We start from the raw sequence: 18695 nt of genomic DNA, 5'->3' as shown, positions 1-18695 counted from the left end.
GGGCGGCATCTTCGATCCGAAAATGCCCGATTGGTTTCACGAACAGGAACCGCGCAGTTTCCAACCCAAACAGAAATATCGCACCGTCTGGATATCGGATGTCCATCTGGGAACATCGGGGTGCAATGCGGAATTGCTGCTCGATTTTCTGCACAGCATCCAGTGCGATACGCTCTATCTCGTTGGCGATATTGTCGACGGCTGGAGGCTGCGCAAAGGCTGGTATTGGCCATCAAGCCACAATGAAGTTTTGCGGCGCATATTGAAGATGGCGCACAAGGGTACGCGGGTTGTCTATGTGCCGGGCAATCATGACGAGATGTTCCGCGATTATGTGGGGCTTGGCTTTGGCGGGGTCGAACTGGTGCATGAGGCCATTCATGAAACCGCCGATGGCCGGTTGTTGCTGGTCACCCATGGCGATATGTTCGACAGCGTCGTCCTTTACGCCAAATGGTTGGCCTTTCTCGGGGACACCGCTTACACTTTTCTGCTCAAGGCCAATGTGTGGCTGAACGCGGTCCGGCGCAGGCTGCATCTGCCTTATTGGTCGCTTTCCTCCTATCTGAAAATGCGTGTCAAAAATGCGGTGTCCTTCATCGGCAAATATGAAGAGGCGGTGGCGCGCGCGGCATTGGATCGGGGCGTCGATGGCGTTGTATGCGGCCATATCCACCATGCCGAAATCCGCGATTTTGATGGCGTCACTTATTATAATGACGGCGACTGGGTCGAAAGCTGCACCGCATTGGTCGAAGACAAGTTCGGGAACATGTCGATTGTCGACTGGGCCGAACATAATCGCCAGCGTCAACAGAAAGCACGGCGCGAAAAGGCCCTGGCATGAGGATCGCGATAGCAACGGACGCCTGGCGTCCGCAGATCAACGGCGTGGTGCGCACGTTGGAGATGACTGTAAAGCTGCTCCGCGAACGCGGTCATGAAGTGTGCGTCATGAGCCCCGACCAGTTTCGCACCGTTCCCTGTCCCGGCTATGGTGAGATACGCCTTGCCGTCGCGCCGCGCTTTGGCCTGCGCAAGAAACTGGCCGATTTTGCGCCGGACATCGTCCATATATCGACCGAAGGGCCGATTGGCTGGAGTACAAGGCGCTGGTGCATGGTGCACAAAATACCTTTCACCACGGCCTTCCACACCCGCTTTCCCGATTATGCATCGGTGCGCACGGGTCTGTCGCCCGACTATTTCTGGCCGGTCATGCGTATATTCCATAAATCGTCACGCGCCGTTCTGTCGGCGACGCCGCGTTTGAGTGCAGAGCTGGAAAGCCGAGGCATAGCGCATACCCGTCCGTGGACGCGCGGTATTGATACGGCGATATTCAAGCCTAACCTTACCCCGCATCCGGTGCTTTCGGCATTGCCCAAGCCCATTTTGCTTTCCGTCGGCCGCGTGGCGATCGAAAAGAATCTTGAGAGTTTTCTCGGCGCGGCGGTTGCAGGGACCAAAGTGGTCGTGGGCGATGGCCCGGCATTCGAAGAGTTGAAACGGCGCTACCCCGATGCCCTGTTCATGGGCAGCTTGAGCGGCACGGAACTCGCGCAGGCCTATGCCGCAGCTGATGTTTTCGTCTTCCCCAGCAAAACCGACACGTTCGGACTGGTAATGATCGAGGCGCTGGCTTGCGGTGTGCCGGTGGCAGGCTATCCGGTGCCAGGTCCGCTGGATATCATCGGGGCAGATGGCTTCGGACCGTTTGACGACCTTGCGGAACCAGTCGGGGCCGTATCGGAATCGCTGTCAAATGCGATAACCCGGGCGTTGCGGTGCAGCCGAACGGCCGCGGCCGGTTATGGCGCGCAGTTCACCTGGGATCGTGCCGCCGACCAGTTTCTGGCCGCCCTATATGCAGCGCGCGAAATGGCGCTCGAACGCGCCTAACCGCGTTTGCGGGTCTGTCTGTAGGTTCCCAGCAATCGCACCGAGTTGCAGTGGAAACGCAACTCGTCCAGCGCGCGGTCGACGGCGGCGTCGCCGGGCGCACCTTCGATGTCGGCGAAAAACTCGGTCGCGGCAAAGCTGGCGCCATTTTGGTAGCTTTCGAGCTTCGTCATATTGACGCCATTCGTCGCAAAACCGCCCATCGCCTTGTAGAGGGCGGCAGGGATGTTCTTCACCTCAAAGATGAAGGTTGTCATCAACGTGCCGTCGGTTGCGGAAAGTGTTGCAGGCTCGCGCGATAGCACGACGAAGCGTGTCGTGTTGCTGGCATCGTCCTGCACACCGTCATTGATAGCCACAAGGCCATACATATCGGCGGCAATAGGCGGCGCGATTGCGCCTGCGGACGGGTCGTCATTGGCGGCGACAAAGGCGGCTGCCGCAGCGGTATCGGCATAGGCCACAGGAATGATGTCATGCGCGCGCAAATAGTGGCGGCACTGACCCAAGGCTTGCGGATGGCTCATCGCGGTGGTCAGTTTGGCATCTGCCGTCTTGGCCATAAGGCAGTGGCGGATCGGCATGAAATGTTCGGCAATGATGCTGAGTCCTGATTCGGGCAGCAGGAAATGGATATCCGCCACGCGGCCATGCAGCGAATTTTCAATGGGAATGATCGCGCGGGCGGCTGTCCCGTCCTTCACCGCGTCGATCGCATCTTCAAAGGAAAAGCACGGAAGGGGATGGCATTCGGGGTCATATTCCAATGCTGCCAGATGTGAATTTGCACCCGGCGCGCCCTGAAATGCGACGGCGCGCGCAGGGTCTGCGGTGGCAATGGCGGTCATCTCTTTGACCTTGGCGAGGGCAGGGGCGGGATAGCTATCCATAATGGCGTGGCGTTACGGGACGGAATCATATCGGGCAAGACCGGATTTCCGCTCTTGCACGGCTCCCTTTGCGCTATTAGAGGGGCAGGGAATCTGGCGGCTTCAATAGCCGCATGCATCAAACCGCATAACAGGGCAGACAATCGATGGATGATCGCAGTAACACAATCGCAGGCTGGGTTTTGGCAGGTGGTATCGCCGCGCTGGGATTGAGCATCGCTTCGGGCATGTATTTTCACAGCCCCGCGCCGCATGAGCCTGGCTATGCGATACAAGGCGTTGAGTCCGGTGAAGGCGGCGGCGAAGCGGCGGTTCCTATTGGCAATATGATGGCAACTGCCGACATGACCAAAGGCGAAGCCATTTTCAAAAAATGCACCGCTTGCCATACGATCGCGCAGGGCGGCCCTAACGGTATTGGACCTAATCTGTGGGCAACTGTTGGCAAGCCGCTCGCCAGCCATGCCGGATTTGCCTATTCCGATGCGCTGAAGTCGAAGGGTGGTACCTGGACATTTGAAGCGTTGAACGAGTGGCTCACGAATCCAAAAAAATATGCACCCGGCAACAAAATGACTTTTGCCGGTTTGGGTAATCCGGAAGAACGCGCAGCGTTGCTGCTCTACTTGAACAGCCAAGGTTCAAACCTGCCATTGCCGTCACCGGTCGAGGCCGCCGTGGCGGATGCAGCTGCGGATGAAGCTGCTGCTGCCGCTGGTACTGCGCCAGCAGCAGACGCCGCAGCGCCTGCAGCCGATGCAGCCGCTGCCCCCGCAAAATAAAATAGCAGGGATTACGCCCATGAAGACTCATGCGTTTCTGTTAACAGCAGCTTTCGGGCTTCTGGCGGCTTGTGGCGAATCCAGCCAGCCGGCCCCTGCTGCATCCGAATCGGCTTCCACAGAGGCTGCTCCTGCCGCCGCACCTGCCACAGCCGTTGCCAAATCGGGCGCCGACGTCTTCAAAAAATGCGCTGCATGCCACAGCGTCACGCCCGATGGCCGGAACGGCATCGGTCCGGGCTTGCACGGTGTAAGCGGACGGGCCGTTGCTTCGGTGCAGGGCTTTACCTATTCCAACGCCCTGAAAGGAAAGGGCGGTGTCTGGGATGATGCCGCTCTGGATGCTTTCATAGCGGCGCCCGCCAAATGGGCACCCGGAACCAAAATGATGTTTGCCGGAATCAGCGATCCCGCCGACCGCAAAGCGCTGGTCGAATATCTCGCGACATTGAAATAAACGAAATGGGGTTTGGGGGCCCTGACCCTAAAATCCCACTTCGTAAAATTCGCAAATTGCCGACCATGCCTCATCCGCAGTTTCCACAAAGCGGAAGAGTTCGAGGTCTGGCGGGCTGATTACGCCCTCGAGCATCAATTCTTCAAAATTAACGACGCGATTCCAGAATTCCTTGCCGAACAGCAGGATCGGCATTTTCTTGATCTTGCCGGTCTGGACGAGTGTCAGCAGTTCGAAAAATTCATCAAATGTGCCAAAACCGCCCGGAAACACGGCAACCGCGCGGGCGCGCAGCAGGAAGTGCATCTTGCGCAAGGCAAAATAGTGGAACTGGAAGCTGAGGCGCGGGGTAACGAAAAGGTTGGGTGCCTGTTCGTGCGGCAAAACTATGTTCAGGCCAACAGATTCGGCGCCGACATCGTGCGCGCCGCGATTGGCCGCTTCCATGATGGACGGTCCGCCACCCGAGCAGACAACGAAATGCCTCCGTCCCGCTTCATCGGTCACATTTGCCTGGCTCGCAAGTTGCGCCAAAGTCCGTGCTTCTTCGTAAAAACGCGACTTTTCCTTCATTCGCTCGGCGATAATGCGCGCGCGGTCATCGGTCGCATTGGCCAAAAGGGCGTCAGCCTTTTCCGGCTCAGGGATGCGCGCCGATCCGTAAATCACCAGCATTGATCCGATATTGGCTTCGTCAAGCAGCATCTCGGTCTTGAGCAGTTCCAGCTGGAACCGTACCGGACGCAAATCCTCACGCAGAAGGAAATCGGTGTCTTGAAAGGCAAGCCGGTACGACTTGCTGCGTGTCTGGGGTGTGGAAAGCTGTTGTTCCGCGAAATCCGCTTCTTGCTGTGCTTTGTAGAAGCGGCGGTCGGTTATTTTTGTATCGTTCATTAGCACGGGTTTACCCGCGCCGTCGGCATTTTGCCACCCCTTATCGGCAGAAGGCAGAGCCATCCTTCATCGATTTGGCCATGTCGAAGTGGAAGTGGTTGGCGTGCTGTGCATTATATTCGGGGCCGAGAACGGTGCCGAACCGCTTGCAGGCGGACTGGTGGAGGCGGCGCAAAAAGGCCCGTTCCTGCGGCTGGCCGTTCCAGTTGTTCAGCAGGGAAATCCGCCGTCCGTCACGCAGGATGAAGGCCGAGACATCGACCGCATTGGCAAAGGCATGCTCGGACAATTTACCCGAACGTCCACCATTTACATTGCGGCAGCTATAGGTGCCGAATGTTTCGATGCGGACCACATCCGAACCCAGATATTGTCTGGCGGCGGGGCGAACCGCATAACGCGCCCATGCTGCGAAATTTGCCGCCAAAGGACAGGTCATCGGGCCCAGATTCGCAGTCTCGGTGCCCAGATCAAGAACCTTGATGGTGTCGATGGTCCGGCATCCGCCGCCCCTCAACTGGTTGGGCAGGACCTGGAAACGCACCGACTGCGCTTTCAGATCGGCAAGGCATTTGCGGGACTCGGCGCTGCTGAAGCTGTCGTTGGTCACGCGGGGAATATCCCGTTCTTCCCGGCCGCCGCACCCCGAAAGCGTTAGGGTGGCGAGGAGCACGACCAGAGGAAGAGTAAAGCGCTTTTGCATTGTGACGCTATTTAGCGTCATTACCCGTTCAGGCGAACCGGAAAATGGTGGTCCTATGGTATGCGGGCGCGGGAAACGAACCATTGGCCGCACCTTGGGGGATAAGCTTTGTTACAAATTGGCCATTGCCAGCCCAGAGGGCACACCGTAACGGGGTTGAGTGTTGCGAATCATTCTTAATAAGAAGCCGACCTTCTGGTTATTGCTGGCGATCCCGGCAATTTTGATGCTGCGCCGCTATGTGGGCGGCGATGTGATTGCGATGGATATGCTGCATCCCACAGGCGAATGGGCGGCGCGGCTGATGATCTTTGCGATGGTATTGAGCCCGCTTGTCTCTCTTTTGGGGCCTAAACCCTGGCTCAATTGGCTCGTCCAACGCCGCCGTGCCCTGGGTGTGGCGGCCTTTGCCTATTCGGTGCTCCATCTGATTTTCTATCTGATAGATATGGGAAATCTGGACGATATCCTTGCCGAATTCTGGGCACTGGGAATCTGGACGGGATGGGCAGCGATGCTGCTGTTCGTACCGTTGGCCTTGACCAGCAACGATGCATCGATGCGGCGGTTGAAAGCGGGGTGGAAGCAGCTCCAGCGTCTGGTCTACCCGGCGGCAGTCCTTGTTCTTGTCCACTGGATTTTCATCCACAACAACCTGGTCCCGGCTCTGGTGCATTTTGTACCACTGGTGCTACTCGTGGCCGCACGCTTTTTTCTTTCCCCCAAACCCCAACCCAAAGGAGCATGAATATGCGCGTCTTTATCCCCCTTTCGCTTGCCGCCGCTGCTGCCGTTGCGCTGGTGTCGGTGCCCGCTTCGGCGACCGGCGTCATCAAATGCAAAGCCGGCCCAGTATCAGGCTGGAAAACGCAGGACGAACTGACGAAAAAGCTGACTAAGGAAGGCTGGACCGTCCGCAAGTCCAAGGTCGATGGCGGTTGCTATGAAGTCTATGGCAGCACCCCCGAAGGTGACCGTGTCGAGGCCTATTTCCACCCCGTCACACTGGAAAAACTCTATGTTGCACGGCGCGGTGAGGTGCTGTTCCGTAAGCAGGGATATTGATACCCGCACGTCGATAGTCATTGACAAAACCGGGGCCGCGCTTAAACGCGGCTCCGGGCCACGCGGTCCCAACGCCGCGCTGCTCTCTGCAAGGAGATGCTTACATGACTATCAGTAAACCCGCCGCAAAGCCGGCGCGTCCGTATTTTTCTTCCGGTCCCTGCGCAAAGCCGCCGGGTTGGGAAGCTTCCAAATTAGCAACCGAATCACTGGGCCGCTCGCACCGCGCCAAGATCGGCAAGTCGCGTCTGCAGCTTGCCATCGATCTGATGCGCGACGTGTTGCAGGTACCCGATACGCACCGGATCGGCATTGTGCCCGGTTCGGATACCGGTGCCATCGAAATGGCCATGTGGACCATGCTCGGCGCACGGCCGGTTACAATGCTTGCCTGGGAAAGCTTCGGTGAAGGTTGGGTTACCGATGTCAACAAACAGCTCAAGCTGAACGCCACCGTCCTGAATGCACCCTATGGCGAAATTCCCGATTTGTCGGCGGTCGATTTCAGCAATGATGTCGTCTTCACCTGGAATGGCACGACATCCGGCGCACGCGTTCCCAATGGCGACTGGATCGCCGATGACCGCGAAGGCCTGACCTTCAACGATGCGACCTCGGCGGTGTTTGCCTATGACATGCCGTGGGACAAGCTCGATGTAACGACCTTCTCCTGGCAGAAGGTTCTGGGCGGCGAGGGCGCGCATGGCGTTCTCATCCTCGGCCCGCGCGCGGTGGAGCGGTTGGAAAGCTACACGCCCGCATGGCCATTGCCCAAGGTTTTCCGCCTGATGTCAAAAGGCGCGCTGGCCGAAGGCGTTTTCAAGGGCGAGACCATCAACACCCCGTCGATGCTGGCCGTCGAAGATGTGATTTTTGCCCTGGAATGGGCGAAAAGCGTCGGTGGATTGCAAGGTCTGATGCGCCGTTCGGACGCCAACGCCGCCGCGCTTGGCAAGATCGTCGCCGAACGGGACTGGCTGGGCCATCTTGCCGCCGATGAGGCGACACGGTCGAAAACTTCGGTCTGCCTGACTGTCGAAGGCGCGGACGAGGCATTCATCAAGAAGTTCGCCGCGCTGCTCGAAGCCGAGGGCGCTGCCTATGACATTGCGGGCTATCGCGACGCGCCACCGGGTCTGCGGATCTGGTGCGGTGCAACCGTCGATACCGCCGATATCGAGGCGCTCGGCCCGTGGCTCGACTGGGCCTTTCAAGAGACCAAGGCTTAACCCTCGCGCATTTTCGTCCCCGCAAGAGCGGGAATACCGATTCCCCTGTTTAGGCAGGGGATGACGACGACCCAAAATCAGGAACATGACATGACAAAACCTCGCGTACTTATTTCCGACAAAATGGACCCCAACGCCGCCAAGATCTTTGCCGAACGCGGCTGTGATGTGGACGTGATCACCGACAAAACGCCTGAAGAACTGGCGGCCATTATCGGTGACTATGACGGCCTTGCTATCCGCAGCTCGACCAAGGTTACCAAGGCCATATTGGATGCTGCCACCAATTTGAAGGTCATTGGCCGTGCTGGCATCGGTGTCGACAATGTCGATATCCCCGCCGCATCGTCCAAGGGCGTCGTCGTGATGAACACGCCGTTCGGCAACTCAATCACCACCGCCGAACACGCCATCGCCCTGATGTTCGCACTTGCGCGGCAATTGCCCGAGGCGAATGCCCAGACGCAGGCGGGCCTTTGGCCGAAAAACGGCTTCATGGGCGTGGAAGTCACCGGCAAGACACTGGGCCTGATCGGCGCGGGCAATATCGGCAGCATCGTCGCCAGCCGCGCGCTGGGCCTGAAGATGAAGGTTGTCGCTTTCGACCCGTTCCTGACCGCCGAGCGTGCCGTGGAAATGGGTGTGGAAAAGGCCGACCTCGACACATTGCTGGCAAAGGCCGATTTCATCACGCTGCACACGCCGCTGACGGATCAGACGCGCAATATCCTGTCGAAGGAAAATCTGGCCAAGACCAAGATAGGCGTGCGCATCATCAACTGCGCGCGTGGTGGCCTGATCGACGAAGCGGCGCTGAAAGAGGCGCTGGACAGCGGCCATGTCGCGGGCGCGGCGCTGGACGTGTTCGCCACCGAACCCGCCAAGGAATCGCCGCTTTTCGGTACACCCAACTTCATCTGCACCCCGCATCTGGGCGCGTCGACCAACGAAGCGCAGGTCAATGTCGCGCTGCAGGTCGCTGAACAGATGGCCGACTATCTGGTCAATGGCGGCGTCACCAACGCGCTCAACATGCCGAGCCTGTCGGCCGAAGAAGCGCCGAAGCTGAAGCCCTATATGAACCTTGCGCAAAAGCTGGGTTCGCTGGTCGGCCAGCTGGCGCATGACGATCTCGACAATATGGCGATCGAAGTCGAAGGCGCGGCGGCGGAGCTGAATATCAAGCCGATTACCGCCGCTGTCCTGTCGGGCTTCATGCGCCGCTTCTCCGACGCGGTGAACATGGTCAACGCGCCCTATCTTGCCAAGGAACGAGGGTTCGACATCCGCGAAGTGCGCCATGACAAGCCCGGTGCCTACCACACGCTTGTCCGCGTCACTGTCAACACCAGCCAGGGACCCCGCTCGGTCGCAGGAACCCTCTTTGCCAACAGCGAAGCGCGTCTTGTCGAGATTTTCGGGATCAGCCTGGAGGCGGAGTTGGAGGGCAATATGCTCTACATCGTCAACGAAGATGCCCCCGGTTTCATCGGCCGCGTCGGCACGACCCTGGGCGAGGCGGGGTTGAACATCGGCACCTTCCACCTCGGCCGCCGCAGTGCCGGCGGCGAGGCGGTGCTGCTGTTGTCGATGGACTCCGAAATCGAAGAGCCGGTGCTGTGGCAATTGTGCAAATTGCCCGGTGTGAAAACGGTCAAGGCGCTTAAATTCTGATCGGGGCTTTTCCCATCGGCGTTTTCGCGTAAAGAGCCCGCATGACCAGCATATCGCCCGATCTTTTACCCGAAGGATTCCGCGACCGCCTGCCTGTGCAGGCGGAGGCTGCCATTCGGGTTTCCCGCGCCATGCTGAACGTCATGGCGTCGCACGGTTATGGCCGCGTCAGTCCGGCGATTGCCGAGTTCGAGGCCAGCCTGTCCGCACGCAGCGGGGGCGCAACGCGCAACAGCCTGTTGCGTTTTACGGACCCCGTCTCCGGTCATACGCTTGCCCTGCGGGGGGATATCACTGTGCAGGTCGGCCGTATTGCCACCACCCGCATGGCCGATGCCCCGCGTCCGCTGCGCCTGTGCTATCATGGCCAGATACTGCGTCTACGCGCCCGCCAGTTGCGGCCCGAGCGGGAGATTACGCAATTGGGCGCCGAGCTGATCGGCAACGAAAGCGTGGCCGCTGCCCTGGAAATTGTCACCGTCGCGGTCGAGGCGCTGGAGGCGGCGGGGGTGAAGGACATCACCGTCGATTTCACCTTGCCCGACCTTGTCGAAACACTCGCCACCAAGGCCCTGCCTTTGTCCCCCGACAAGATCGACGCGGTGCGGTCCGAACTGGATATGAAGGATGCAGGCGGGTTGAGCGCCCTGGGGGCGGATGCCTATCTGCCCTTGCTGGCGGCGACCGGTCCTTTTGCCGAAGCGGTGCAAAAACTGCGCGCTATCGATGCGGGCGGCGCACTCGCGTCGCGGATCGGGGCGCTGGAGTCCATCGCGGAATCGCTCGGCGATCGGGCCACGATCACACTCGACCCCACCGAACGGCATGGCTTTGAATATCAAAGCTGGTTCGGCTTCACCCTTTTTGCCAAGGGCTACACCGCCGCACTTGGCCGCGGCGGCACCTATGCGATAACCCGCACCGGCGGCGGTGTCGAAGTCGCCACCGGTTTCTCGCTTTACCCCGATCCGCTGATCGACATCGTTGCCGAAAAGGACGAAAACCGCCGCCTGTTCCTACCCTTGGGAACATTGGCGTCGAAAGCGGCGCAGATGCGGGGCGAAGGCTGGATCACGGTCGCGGCCCTTGACGAGACCGACAATGCCCGGGCGCTTGATTGTGCCTATGTGCTTACAAATGGGCGGGCGGAGCCGGTCTGACCACCCAAGGGCAGGGACGCACCCGGTTGGTCACACGTCCAGATTGCTGACACGCTTCAGTTCCGAACGCAGCCGTTCCTCGTCAAAGGCGTGCTGCTTGAACTTGCCATTCCGTTCGACCCAGAACAGAAAGAGATGCGCGGACCAGCGATTGGGGTTAGGCGTCATGCGTCCGTGGCGCAAATCCATGCCGCGATAAAGAACCGCATCGCCCGGCTGCATGGCGACGGCGCTATAGGGCTCGTCGCCGAAATCATCGACGCAAGGCCCTTCACCGGCGACGGGGATCGAACCGACTTCCAGCGGCCAGGCTTTGTCATCACTATAAACCAGTGTCAGCGATACGCTATGTTCGCACGACGGGCGGTCCGAATGGATGCGGCAGACATCGTCCTTTTGATAGATGCGGAAATAATCGTAGCTCGGCAGCAGATCGGCGCCCGTCAACTCGCACATAATCGGGGTCAGGCCCCACAAAAAAGTCGTCAGCGGACGATAGAAATGCCCGGAAATATCCACCGTATGCCGGTTGGACAGCTGGTGTTCCTTGGCAAAGCTGTTGAAGTTCTTTCCGGCCGCTTCAAGGTCGATCTGGATCTGCCGAAACAGGTTCGCCGCCACTTCCGGCGGGATCAGACCCCTTATGGTGGCGTGACCGTCTTCACGATAATTACCCTCGATTCGCATAGGGTTGTGTATCGCCCTTTGACAGGAGCGCGAAGCGGGATTTTGTTCATGGAGTGTTGCAACGGAACATGGACGCGGCCATATAAATCCGTGCGCGCAGTTCCCGTTGAAGCAGTCGGTTCGGTCTTGGCAATTATCGGCCGCTTGCTTAGGAATTTGAAATCTGCCGAAATCGATGGCGCATTTTTGGGGAGGATGTCGTGAGTATAAGAACGTTAATGGTTTGTGGCCTGATGATGATTTCGCCGGCCGTAATGGTTCAAGCACAGGACGACACGCAGGCAGCATATAAACTCGCCGCCAGCAAGGCAAAGGCACCGACCTCCACATTGCGCTACGGTTCTGATGACTTACGCAGCGGACAGCTGCGCCTTCCCGAGGGCAAAGGCCCTTTCCCTGTCGCCGTTGTCATTCACGGTGGCTGTTGGACGAAAGGTTTTGATACGCTGGCAGGCATGGCCGCCGTGTCCGAAGCACTTACAAAGCGGGGTATTGCAACCTGGAATATCGAGTACCGGCAGCTGGGTGATGCAGGTGCCGGCTGGCCCGGCACCTTTGAAGATGTGGGTGCTGGTATCGACCACCTTGTCGATCTGGCAAAAACTCACCCGCTGGATTTGAAGAAGGTCACAATCGTCGGACATTCCGCGGGCGCGCATCTGGCGCTTTGGGGGGCTTCGCGTGCAAAGCTTGGACCTGCTTTTGCACCCAAGGTAATGCCGGTATCAGCAGTGCAAATCGACGGCCCGGCGGCACTTGCACCATTTATTGGCGTAGACGCGCAGGCATGTGGAAAGCCCGTTATCACCGCTCTAATGGGTGGCGCACCGGAAGCTCGCGCAGCCGAGTATAAACTCGCTTCGCCAGCCAGCCAATTGCCGCTCGGTATTCGGCAGTTGTTGGTACAGGGTGCCTTCACGCCTTTTATGTCACCCTATGCCGAACAAGCAAAAGCGGCCGGTGACCATGTTGAGGTATTGCAAGGCGGAAATGACCATTTCGACATAGTTACACCTGGGACGGAAATGGGCGATAAGGTAATAGACTTCATCGTGACACGCGCTTTTTCAAAGGACTGATGCGGCCATAGCCGCATCAGATTTAGCGAAAGCCGGTGACGAAGGATGCCCCGATTGTTTGGAGGTCAATCCGTCGCTTACCCCCCGAAAACCTCCTTCAACCACGCATCCACCACCGCCGTTGCGGGATAATCCGTATCCCCCAGTTTGCGGTTGATTTCCATATGTCCGCGCAGGCCCTTTCCTTCGAACGCCTGAAGCTTCACCGCCGTTCCGTTTCTGCGCAAGGCGTCGGCGAGGGCGGCGGACTGGCGGGCGCCGTCTTCGCGGTCGACATGGAGGATCAGGAAGGCTGGCGCATTGGGGGAAGGCGCATGCCAATAGGGTGACAAGGCCTTTTGCCGGTCGGGGTCGAGGCCGAAGGCCTGCTTGTACGTATCCTGCATGATCGCCGCGCCGTCCTTCATCTGTGCAGGCACGTCATAGGCCGCGCCGTCGAGCGGGATGACACCCTTTAGCGCGGATAGCGGCAGGCCTGCCTTTTGCAGATAGGCAGGGTCTGTGCCCACCAGTGCCGATAAATGCGCGCCGGCACTATGGCCCATCAGGACGATGCGGTCGGGGTCGATGCCCAGTCGCCGTGCATTGCTGCGCAAATAGGCGATGGCGGCCGCGACGTCACTTGCCTGTTGCTCCACCGTCGCATCGGGGACCAGACGGTAGTTGATGCTGGCAAAAGCATAGCCTTGTGCGCGATAGTGCGGAGCCTTGCTCTGGCCGGTGGCGTTGTTCTTGTCGCCGCGTTTCCAGCCGCCGCCATGGACGAAGATGACAAGCGGCGCCTTGTCCTGCGGCCCGCGCCAGAAATCGAGCTTTTGCAATTCATGGGTGCCATAGGCCAGTTCGGTGCCGCCGGTCGCGCGGGCAGTGGCAGCTTCGCCTTCGCCGCGCTGCGCCATCAGGGCGCGCAATTCGCTTTGGCAATTTTCCGACAATTGGCTGTATTTTTCGCGCAGGCATCCGCGCATCGCATCGCGGTTGATACCGCAGAGCTGCACGACTTCCTGACGGCATTCCGTCGGCAGACGCTGTCCGCGTTGGGCGACTGCACAGGTGCCCACCATAGCCAGTGCCACACCACCAAAAATCCATTTACGCATCTTTTGCCTCCATTGACGCTTTAGGGTGGACGTTTTGTGTCCATAGTCATAACGGGACGCACGGCGAATCCCTTCGCAGAAAAATCCTTCTGCGCAGAAAAAGGCCCTTCAGTCAGGGAATTTTGAATGGCGAACGTAACCGTGATCGGCGCCCAATGGGGCGACGAAGGTAAAGGCAAGATTGTTGATTGGCTGGCCGAACGGGCCGATGCCGTGGTCCGTTTCCAAGGCGGCCATAATGCCGGACACACTTTGGTGGTCGGCGAAAATGTCTATAAATTGTCGCTGCTGCCCTCGGGCATTGTTACCGGCACATTGTCGATCATCGGTAATGGCGTGGTGCTCGACCCCTGGGCCTTGCGCGATGAAATGGCGAAGCTGCGCGGGCAGGGTGTTACGATTACCGCCGAAAATTTTGCGCTCGCCGACAACTGCGCGCTGATCCTTCCGATCCACCGCGACCTTGACGGTTTGCGCGAGGCAGCGGCGGGTTCGGGCAAGATCGGCACGACCGGACGGGGCATTGGCCCTGCTTATGAAGACAAGGTCGGCCGCCGCGCCATTCGCGTTTGTGACTTGGCGCATCTCGATGCACTGGATTCGCAGCTTGACCGCCTGTGCGCGCATCATGATGCGCTGCGCGCCGGATTTGGTGAACCGCCGGTGGACCGGGCGCGGTTGATTGCGGACCTCAAGGAAATCGCACCCTTCGTTCTTGAATATGCGCAACCGGTGTGGAAGCGGCTGAACAAGGTGCGCAAGGCCGGTGCGCGGATCCTGTTCGAAGGCGCGCAGGGCGTCCTGCTCGACGTCGATCACGGCACCTATCCCTTTGTCACGAGTTCCAACACCGTATCTGGCACGGCGGCGGCGGGATCGGGTCTGGGCCCCAGTGCCGCCGGCTTTGTTCTGGGCATTGTGAAGGCCTATACCACGCGTGTCGGTTCCGGGCCGTTCCCGACCGAGCTGGAGGATGAAACCGGGCAGCGTCTGGGCGAGCGTGGCCACGAATTTGGTACCGTCACCGGACGCAAGCGCCGCTGCGGCTGGTTTGACGCCGTGATCGTGCGGCAAAGCTGCGCCGTTTCGGGCGTGACCGGCATTGCGCTGACCAAACTCGACGTGCTCGACGGCTTTGATACGATCAAGATTTGCACCGGCTATCGCCTCAATGGCAAAGTCTATGACTATCTGCCCGCCCATGCCGCGGATCAGGCCTCTGTCGAGCCGATCTACGAAGAAATGCCCGGCTGGCAGGAAACGACCGCCGGTGCGCGCAGTTGGGCGGACCTTCCGGCGCAGGCAATCAAATATATCAGCCGCGTGCAGGAACTGATCGAAACGCCGGTCGCACTGGTCAGCACCTCGCCTGAGCGTGAGGACACGATTTTGGTGCGCGATCCCTTTGCGGACTAACTAACCGCTCTTCAACTCCGCCTTCAGACGCAGGCTTGCGCGCCAGAAGAAGAAGGCGGGGATGATCCCCAGCCAGGCTGCGCCGAACAGGACCCAGCGGACGCTGTCCTGCCCGGCGAGGGGGATCAGCGCATCGGACAGCATGCCGAACAGCAACGGGCCCATGCCAAGGCCGATGAGATTCTGTCCGAACACCACCATGGATGCGGCCATGGCTCGCGCCTCCGGTCGGACGAGGCCTTGCACACAGGCATAAGCCGGTCCGTAATAGGCGGAGTTGAGGATAGTAGGCACGATCAGCAGCGCGACTGCCACCCGCCAGTCATCCACCCAATAGCCCAGGAACAGGATCGGTGCGGCAATAGCCATGCCGAAGGCGGGGAAGGTGAGCAGGTGGCGCTTGTCTTCCTTACCGAATTTGTCCGCCATTTTCCCGCCGAGCAGGGTCCCGATAACCCCGGCAATGCCCAGCGCGACCGCCATGGACAGCCCCGCCTCTGTCGTGGACAGCCCGTGGCTGCGGATGAAGAAGCTGATCGTCCACAGACCCTTGCCGTAGCTCAAGAAGGCGGTGAAGGACGCGGCGATGAAGATGTAGAGATAGGCGCGGGAGGTGAAGACTTCGCGGAACGCCTCACCGACGCGCAGCTCGGCCTTCTTTGGTCCGTTCTGCGCCGCGTCGCGAACAGGGCCGTCGGTGCGGCGGGGTTCGCGGATGATCATGGGCAGGACCAGCGCCAGCAGCAGTCCCGGCGCGCCCACAAGAAAGAGCGCGGCGCGCCAGCCGTAAAGATCGTTGACGATGCCGCCGATGATCAGGCCGAACAGGCTGCCAATGGGAACGCCGAGGCCAAAAAAGGCGATAGCCGACGACCGCTTTTCAGGCGGTACACTATCTGTGATGAGCGAATGGGCGGCAGGTGTGCATCCGGCCTCGCCGACGCCGACGCCGATGCGGGCGAGCAGGAGCTGCACGAAATTCTGGGCCACGCCGCACAGCGCGGTCATGGCGGACCAGAGGGCGAGCGAAACGGAAATCAGCGTCACGCGGTTGGTCGAGGCGCGGTCGGCATAGCGGGCGATGGGGATGCCGAGCACCGCGTAGAAGACGGCAAAGGCAGGGCCGGCCAGAAGACCAAGCGCGGTGTCGCTCAGTTGCAGATCGCGTTTGATCGGCTCGGCGAGAATGTTGACGATCTGGCGGTCCAGAAAGTTCAAAGTGTAGACAATCAATAATGTCCAGAGCATCAGGCGGGGGGTGGTCGATGCTTTTGCGATCATAGTGGGGAAGCCCCCGAATCGAAACTGCTCTCGCCCGCTCGCGACGCTGCATCACGCATTCATCTCTCCTCTTCTCTCCTTCCGTTTATCGGGCAAATTTTCCCTTTGTCAAAGCGTTCGCGACAAAAGTCGGGGCCTTGCCCGAAATATTCGGAATGCATCCGCTTTGAACCGTTCTTTAAACGCGGCAGGACGGAAATGGCGTGTTGTCCCAAGCCCTCCGCGCGCCCATGTGCGAGGGACATGACTACGCGCGAAACTACGGCCCTGATGCCGCTTGACGATATTGGGCTCGACCTCAGCCTGGGTGACCGTGCCATGGTGACCGCCTATGGTGCAATCCAGTGGCCGTGGCTGCTGCGCAGCCTGCATGGCGGGCGCAAAGAGGATAAGGCGGCGTTGCTTGCCTATCTCGACCTGCCGGCCGATGCTTTGCCCAATCTGGGAAGCTGGAAAGCCGATACCCATTTCCTGTGGCATATCACGCGCGCCATCGAAGAAATGCGGCCAAATCAGGTGGTCGAGCTGGGCTGCGGCGCGTCGACATTCATCATCGCCCGCGCCTTGCAAAAATTCGGCGGCGGATCGCTGGTCAGCTATGACCAGCATGGCGAGTTCGCCTCGGTGACGCAGCAATGGGTACGCGAAAACGGCCTGTCGGTGGATATCCGCCATGCGCCGCTGGGCCCATCGCCCGCCGGCTGGCCGGGGCATTGGTACCAGTTAAGCGATGTGCCTGCCGATATTGACCTTCTCATCGTTGACGGCCCGCCCTGGGCCATACACCCCTATGTCCGCGGTGCGGCGGCGAGCCTGTTTCCGCGCATCCGGCCCGGCGGGCGCGTGTTGCTGGACGATGCGGCACGCCCGGGCGAGCGCGTTGTGGCACGACGCTGGCGCCGGGAACATCATATGATGCGCTTCACGCTCGACAGCAGGGGTGCGAAGGGCACCCTCATCGGACACAAGCTGCCCGCCTGAACTCAGCTTTTATTGCTGCGCGTATCGCTGACCATATCTTCGGCGAGGTCCAGCCCGCGTTTGCCGGCGGCTGCCGTATGGGCAGGGGCGTGTGGCGGCTCGACAAATTCCGGCTCTTCGACCTCCAGCATGCCTTCCCACTTGGTAATGACCGACGTCGCCACGGCGTTGCCGACCACATTGGTCGCAGTGCGGCCCATGTCGAGGAACTGGTCGATTGCCAGGATCAACGCCACACCTTCGACCGGCAATCCGAACATCGCCAGCGTGCCGGTAATCACGACCAGCGACGCGCGGGGAACCGCCGCCACGCCCTTGGACGAAATCATCAGCGTCAGCAGGATCAGGATCTGCGTCATAATCGGCAGGTCGATGCCATAAGCCTGCGCGATGAAAATCGTCGCGAAGCTCATATACATCATCGATCCGTCGAGGTTGAAGCTATAGCCCAGCGGCAGCATGAAGCCCGAAATCCGGCGCGGCACACCGAACCGGTCGAGCTGTTCGAACAGCTTGGGTAGTGCAGCTTCGGACGAAGCGGTCGAAAAGGCGATCAGCAGCGGTTCGCGGATATAGCGGATAAGCGTCCAGATCCGTTTGCGCAGGAATATCCAGCCGATGAAGAGCAGGATCGCCCAGAGAATGACCAGCGACATGTAGAATTCGGCGAGAAGTTCGAGATAGCTGCCAAGGATCGCAAGACCGCTGGTGGCAACCACCTTTGCCAATGCGCCGAACACGGCGACCGGGGCGTAGCGCATCACATAATGCGTAATCTGCAGCATCATCTCGGCTAGCGCGTCGGCCGCGCGGATCAGCGGCGCACCCTTTTCACCTAGTGCCGACAGGGCAACGCCTGCAAAAAGCGAGAAGACCAGTATCTGCAAAATATTGTTCGTGGCCATCGCCTCGAACGCGTTTTTGGGGAAGATGGACAGAATGAATTCGAAGAAGTCGAGTTTCTTCACCTCGCCAACCGCTGCGGCCGCGTCGGCCGCGGGCCCGACGGGCACGCCGATGCCGGGCTGGAAGATATTGACCATCAAAAGCCCGAGCCCGATGGAGATGAAACTGGCGATGATGAACCAGGTAATCGCACGAAATCCGATCCGGCCCAGCGCACTGCTGTCGCCCATATGCGCAATACCCACGACAATCGTCGACAGGATCAGCGGCGCGACCAGAAGTTTGATGAGATTGAGGAAAATATCCGACAGCAATTTGAAGGTTTTGCTGAGATTTTCGAAGGCTGCGCTGTCGGGGGCGACACCAATATGGACGGCATAGCCAACGATGATACCCAGGATCATCCCGACCAAAATCCATAATGTCAGACGCTTATCCATATACTTCCCTCCGGCCCTTTTGACATGGGGCGACGCTACACAGGCAAAT

At 59.6% G+C, this 18695-nt stretch carries 19 protein-coding genes; 12 read left to right on the top strand and 7 right to left on the bottom strand.

The features are described 5' to 3' along the window. Window positions 1–22: 22 nt before the first annotated feature. Window positions 23–847 (top strand): UDP-2,3-diacylglucosamine diphosphatase, encoded by an 825-nt coding sequence (locus FOM92_RS07035; RefSeq protein WP_143776369.1) that lies wholly within the window; start codon window positions 23–25, stop codon window positions 845–847. After that, window positions 844–1902: a glycosyltransferase family 4 protein gene (locus FOM92_RS07030; protein ID WP_143776036.1), complete on the top strand. Its 1059-nt coding sequence runs from the start codon at window positions 844–846 to the stop codon at window positions 1900–1902. Before FOM92_RS07035 ends, FOM92_RS07030 begins: the two co-directional genes overlap by 4 nt. On the opposite strand, the gene FOM92_RS07025 is transcribed toward FOM92_RS07030, so the two are convergent. After that, the gene (locus FOM92_RS07025; RefSeq protein WP_143776035.1) at window positions 1899–2792 is read right to left on the bottom strand and encodes a prephenate dehydratase; all 894 of its coding nucleotides are present in this window, start codon (window positions 2790–2792) and stop codon (window positions 1899–1901) included. The genes FOM92_RS07030 and FOM92_RS07025 overlap by 4 nt on opposite strands. 146 nt (window positions 2793–2938) lie before the next feature. Here FOM92_RS07025 and FOM92_RS07020 point away from each other — a divergent pair, with 146 nt between their 5' ends. Beyond that, on the top strand, window positions 2939–3574 hold the full coding sequence (locus FOM92_RS07020; RefSeq protein WP_143776034.1) for a c-type cytochrome: 636 nt from the start codon (window positions 2939–2941) through the stop codon (window positions 3572–3574). 19 nt (window positions 3575–3593) lie between these two features. Next, complete coding sequence (locus FOM92_RS07015; RefSeq protein WP_143776033.1) at window positions 3594–4031, top strand: c-type cytochrome; 438 nt, start codon at window positions 3594–3596, stop codon at window positions 4029–4031. Window positions 4032–4058: 27 nt separating this feature from the next. On the opposite strand, the gene FOM92_RS07010 is transcribed toward FOM92_RS07015, so the two are convergent. Together FOM92_RS07010 and FOM92_RS07005 are read right to left on the bottom strand one after the other, a co-directional pair. Then, the gene (locus tag FOM92_RS07010; RefSeq protein ID WP_143776368.1) at window positions 4059–4925 is read right to left on the bottom strand and encodes an LOG family protein; all 867 of its coding nucleotides are present in this window, start codon (window positions 4923–4925) and stop codon (window positions 4059–4061) included. 40 nt (window positions 4926–4965) lie between these two features. Continuing rightward, window positions 4966–5649 carry an extensin family protein gene (locus tag FOM92_RS07005; protein ID WP_425473375.1) on the bottom strand — a complete coding sequence of 228 codons (684 nt, stop codon included), beginning with the start codon at window positions 5647–5649 and terminating at the stop codon, window positions 4966–4968. A 142-nt stretch (window positions 5650–5791) separates the two neighbouring features. Between FOM92_RS07005 and FOM92_RS07000 the strand changes: the two genes are divergently transcribed. The 5 genes from FOM92_RS07000 (at window position 5792) to FOM92_RS06980 (ending at window position 10756) form a co-directional block, all read left to right on the top strand. Further along, window positions 5792–6376 carry a protein-methionine-sulfoxide reductase heme-binding subunit MsrQ gene (locus tag FOM92_RS07000; protein ID WP_211347357.1) on the top strand — a complete coding sequence of 195 codons (585 nt, stop codon included), beginning with the start codon at window positions 5792–5794 and terminating at the stop codon, window positions 6374–6376. A 2-nt stretch (window positions 6377–6378) separates the two neighbouring features. Continuing rightward, window positions 6379–6693 carry a PepSY domain-containing protein gene (locus tag FOM92_RS06995; protein ID WP_246087182.1) on the top strand — a complete coding sequence of 105 codons (315 nt, stop codon included), beginning with the start codon at window positions 6379–6381 and terminating at the stop codon, window positions 6691–6693. A gap of 104 nt (window positions 6694–6797) precedes the next feature. Then, entirely contained in the window at window positions 6798–7922 is a 1125-nt protein-coding gene (locus FOM92_RS06990; RefSeq protein WP_143776031.1) for a phosphoserine transaminase, read from the top strand. A gap of 90 nt (window positions 7923–8012) precedes the next feature. Beyond that, entirely contained in the window at window positions 8013–9596 is a 1584-nt protein-coding gene (gene serA / locus FOM92_RS06985; protein WP_143776030.1) for a phosphoglycerate dehydrogenase, read from the top strand. A 41-nt stretch (window positions 9597–9637) separates the two neighbouring features. Then, the gene (locus FOM92_RS06980; protein WP_143776029.1) at window positions 9638–10756 is read left to right on the top strand and encodes an ATP phosphoribosyltransferase regulatory subunit; all 1119 of its coding nucleotides are present in this window, start codon (window positions 9638–9640) and stop codon (window positions 10754–10756) included. A 30-nt stretch (window positions 10757–10786) separates the two neighbouring features. Here the strand turns inward: FOM92_RS06980 and FOM92_RS06975 are convergent, their stop codons facing one another. After that, window positions 10787–11443 carry a hypothetical protein gene (locus FOM92_RS06975; protein WP_143776028.1) on the bottom strand — a complete coding sequence of 219 codons (657 nt, stop codon included), beginning with the start codon at window positions 11441–11443 and terminating at the stop codon, window positions 10787–10789. Window positions 11444–11643: 200 nt separating this feature from the next. Here FOM92_RS06975 and FOM92_RS06970 point away from each other — a divergent pair, with 200 nt between their 5' ends. Beyond that, entirely contained in the window at window positions 11644–12522 is an 879-nt protein-coding gene (locus FOM92_RS06970) for an alpha/beta hydrolase (protein WP_143776027.1), read from the top strand. Between the two features lie 77 nt (window positions 12523–12599). Here FOM92_RS06970 and FOM92_RS06965 read toward each other — a convergent pair whose 3' ends face one another. Further along, window positions 12600–13421 (bottom strand): alpha/beta hydrolase, encoded by an 822-nt coding sequence (locus tag FOM92_RS06965; RefSeq protein ID WP_143776365.1) that lies wholly within the window; start codon window positions 13419–13421, stop codon window positions 12600–12602. A 327-nt stretch (window positions 13422–13748) separates the two neighbouring features. On the opposite strand from FOM92_RS06965, the gene FOM92_RS06960 reads away from it, so the two are divergent. Continuing rightward, window positions 13749–15038 carry an adenylosuccinate synthase gene (locus FOM92_RS06960; RefSeq protein WP_143776026.1) on the top strand — a complete coding sequence of 430 codons (1290 nt, stop codon included), beginning with the start codon at window positions 13749–13751 and terminating at the stop codon, window positions 15036–15038. Here FOM92_RS06960 and FOM92_RS06955 read toward each other — a convergent pair whose 3' ends face one another. Beyond that, window positions 15039–16319 (bottom strand): spinster family MFS transporter, encoded by a 1281-nt coding sequence (locus tag FOM92_RS06955; RefSeq protein ID WP_246087181.1) that lies wholly within the window; start codon window positions 16317–16319, stop codon window positions 15039–15041. It lies immediately after the preceding gene. 243 nt (window positions 16320–16562) lie between these two features. Here FOM92_RS06955 and FOM92_RS06950 point away from each other — a divergent pair, with 243 nt between their 5' ends. Continuing rightward, window positions 16563–17300 (top strand): class I SAM-dependent methyltransferase, encoded by a 738-nt coding sequence (locus FOM92_RS06950; protein ID WP_143776025.1) that lies wholly within the window; start codon window positions 16563–16565, stop codon window positions 17298–17300. Window positions 17301–17302: 2 nt separating this feature from the next. Here the strand turns inward: FOM92_RS06950 and FOM92_RS06945 are convergent, their stop codons facing one another. After that, complete coding sequence (locus tag FOM92_RS06945) at window positions 17303–18646, bottom strand: dicarboxylate/amino acid:cation symporter (RefSeq protein ID WP_143776024.1); 1344 nt, start codon at window positions 18644–18646, stop codon at window positions 17303–17305. Window positions 18647–18695: the final 49 nt, after the last annotated feature.

This window comes from Sphingorhabdus contaminans, assembly GCF_007280415.1.
Lineage (GTDB): Bacteria > Pseudomonadota > Alphaproteobacteria > Sphingomonadales > Sphingomonadaceae > Sphingorhabdus_B > Sphingorhabdus_B contaminans.
The sequence above is the reverse complement of the archived record's forward strand: the minus strand, read 5'-3'. Positions and strand labels throughout refer to the sequence as shown.

Bases quoted from the DNA above. Each gene is read 5' to 3' on its own strand.
- FOM92_RS06990 (WP_143776031.1), top strand. From the start codon at position 6,798: ATGACTATCAGTAAACCCGCCGCAAAGCCGGCGCGTCCGTATTTTTCT.
- FOM92_RS07005 (WP_425473375.1), bottom strand. From the start codon at position 5,649: ATGACGCTAAATAGCGTCACAATGCAAAAGCGCTTTACTCTTCCTCTG.
- FOM92_RS06975 (WP_143776028.1), bottom strand. From the start codon at position 11,443: ATGCGAATCGAGGGTAATTATCGTGAAGACGGTCACGCCACCATAAGG.
- FOM92_RS07025 (WP_143776035.1), bottom strand. From the start codon at position 2,792: ATGGATAGCTATCCCGCCCCTGCCCTCGCCAAGGTCAAAGAGATGACC.
- serA (WP_143776030.1), top strand. From the start codon at position 8,013: ATGACAAAACCTCGCGTACTTATTTCCGACAAAATGGACCCCAACGCC.
- FOM92_RS07035 (WP_143776369.1), top strand. From the start codon at position 23: ATGCCCGATTGGTTTCACGAACAGGAACCGCGCAGTTTCCAACCCAAA.
- FOM92_RS06995 (WP_246087182.1), top strand. From the start codon at position 6,379: ATGCGCGTCTTTATCCCCCTTTCGCTTGCCGCCGCTGCTGCCGTTGCG.
- FOM92_RS07010 (WP_143776368.1), bottom strand. From the start codon at position 4,925: ATGAACGATACAAAAATAACCGACCGCCGCTTCTACAAAGCACAGCAA.
- FOM92_RS06980 (WP_143776029.1), top strand. From the start codon at position 9,638: ATGACCAGCATATCGCCCGATCTTTTACCCGAAGGATTCCGCGACCGC.
- FOM92_RS06960 (WP_143776026.1), top strand. From the start codon at position 13,749: ATGGCGAACGTAACCGTGATCGGCGCCCAATGGGGCGACGAAGGTAAA.
- FOM92_RS07020 (WP_143776034.1), top strand. From the start codon at position 2,939: ATGGATGATCGCAGTAACACAATCGCAGGCTGGGTTTTGGCAGGTGGT.
- FOM92_RS07030 (WP_143776036.1), top strand. From the start codon at position 844: ATGAGGATCGCGATAGCAACGGACGCCTGGCGTCCGCAGATCAACGGC.
- FOM92_RS06965 (WP_143776365.1), bottom strand. From the start codon at position 13,421: ATGGCGCAGCGCGGCGAAGGCGAAGCTGCCACTGCCCGCGCGACCGGC.
- FOM92_RS06945 (WP_143776024.1), bottom strand. From the start codon at position 18,646: ATGGATAAGCGTCTGACATTATGGATTTTGGTCGGGATGATCCTGGGT.
- FOM92_RS06950 (WP_143776025.1), top strand. From the start codon at position 16,563: ATGACTACGCGCGAAACTACGGCCCTGATGCCGCTTGACGATATTGGG.
- FOM92_RS06955 (WP_246087181.1), bottom strand. From the start codon at position 16,319: ATGATCGCAAAAGCATCGACCACCCCCCGCCTGATGCTCTGGACATTA.
- FOM92_RS07015 (WP_143776033.1), top strand. From the start codon at position 3,594: ATGAAGACTCATGCGTTTCTGTTAACAGCAGCTTTCGGGCTTCTGGCG.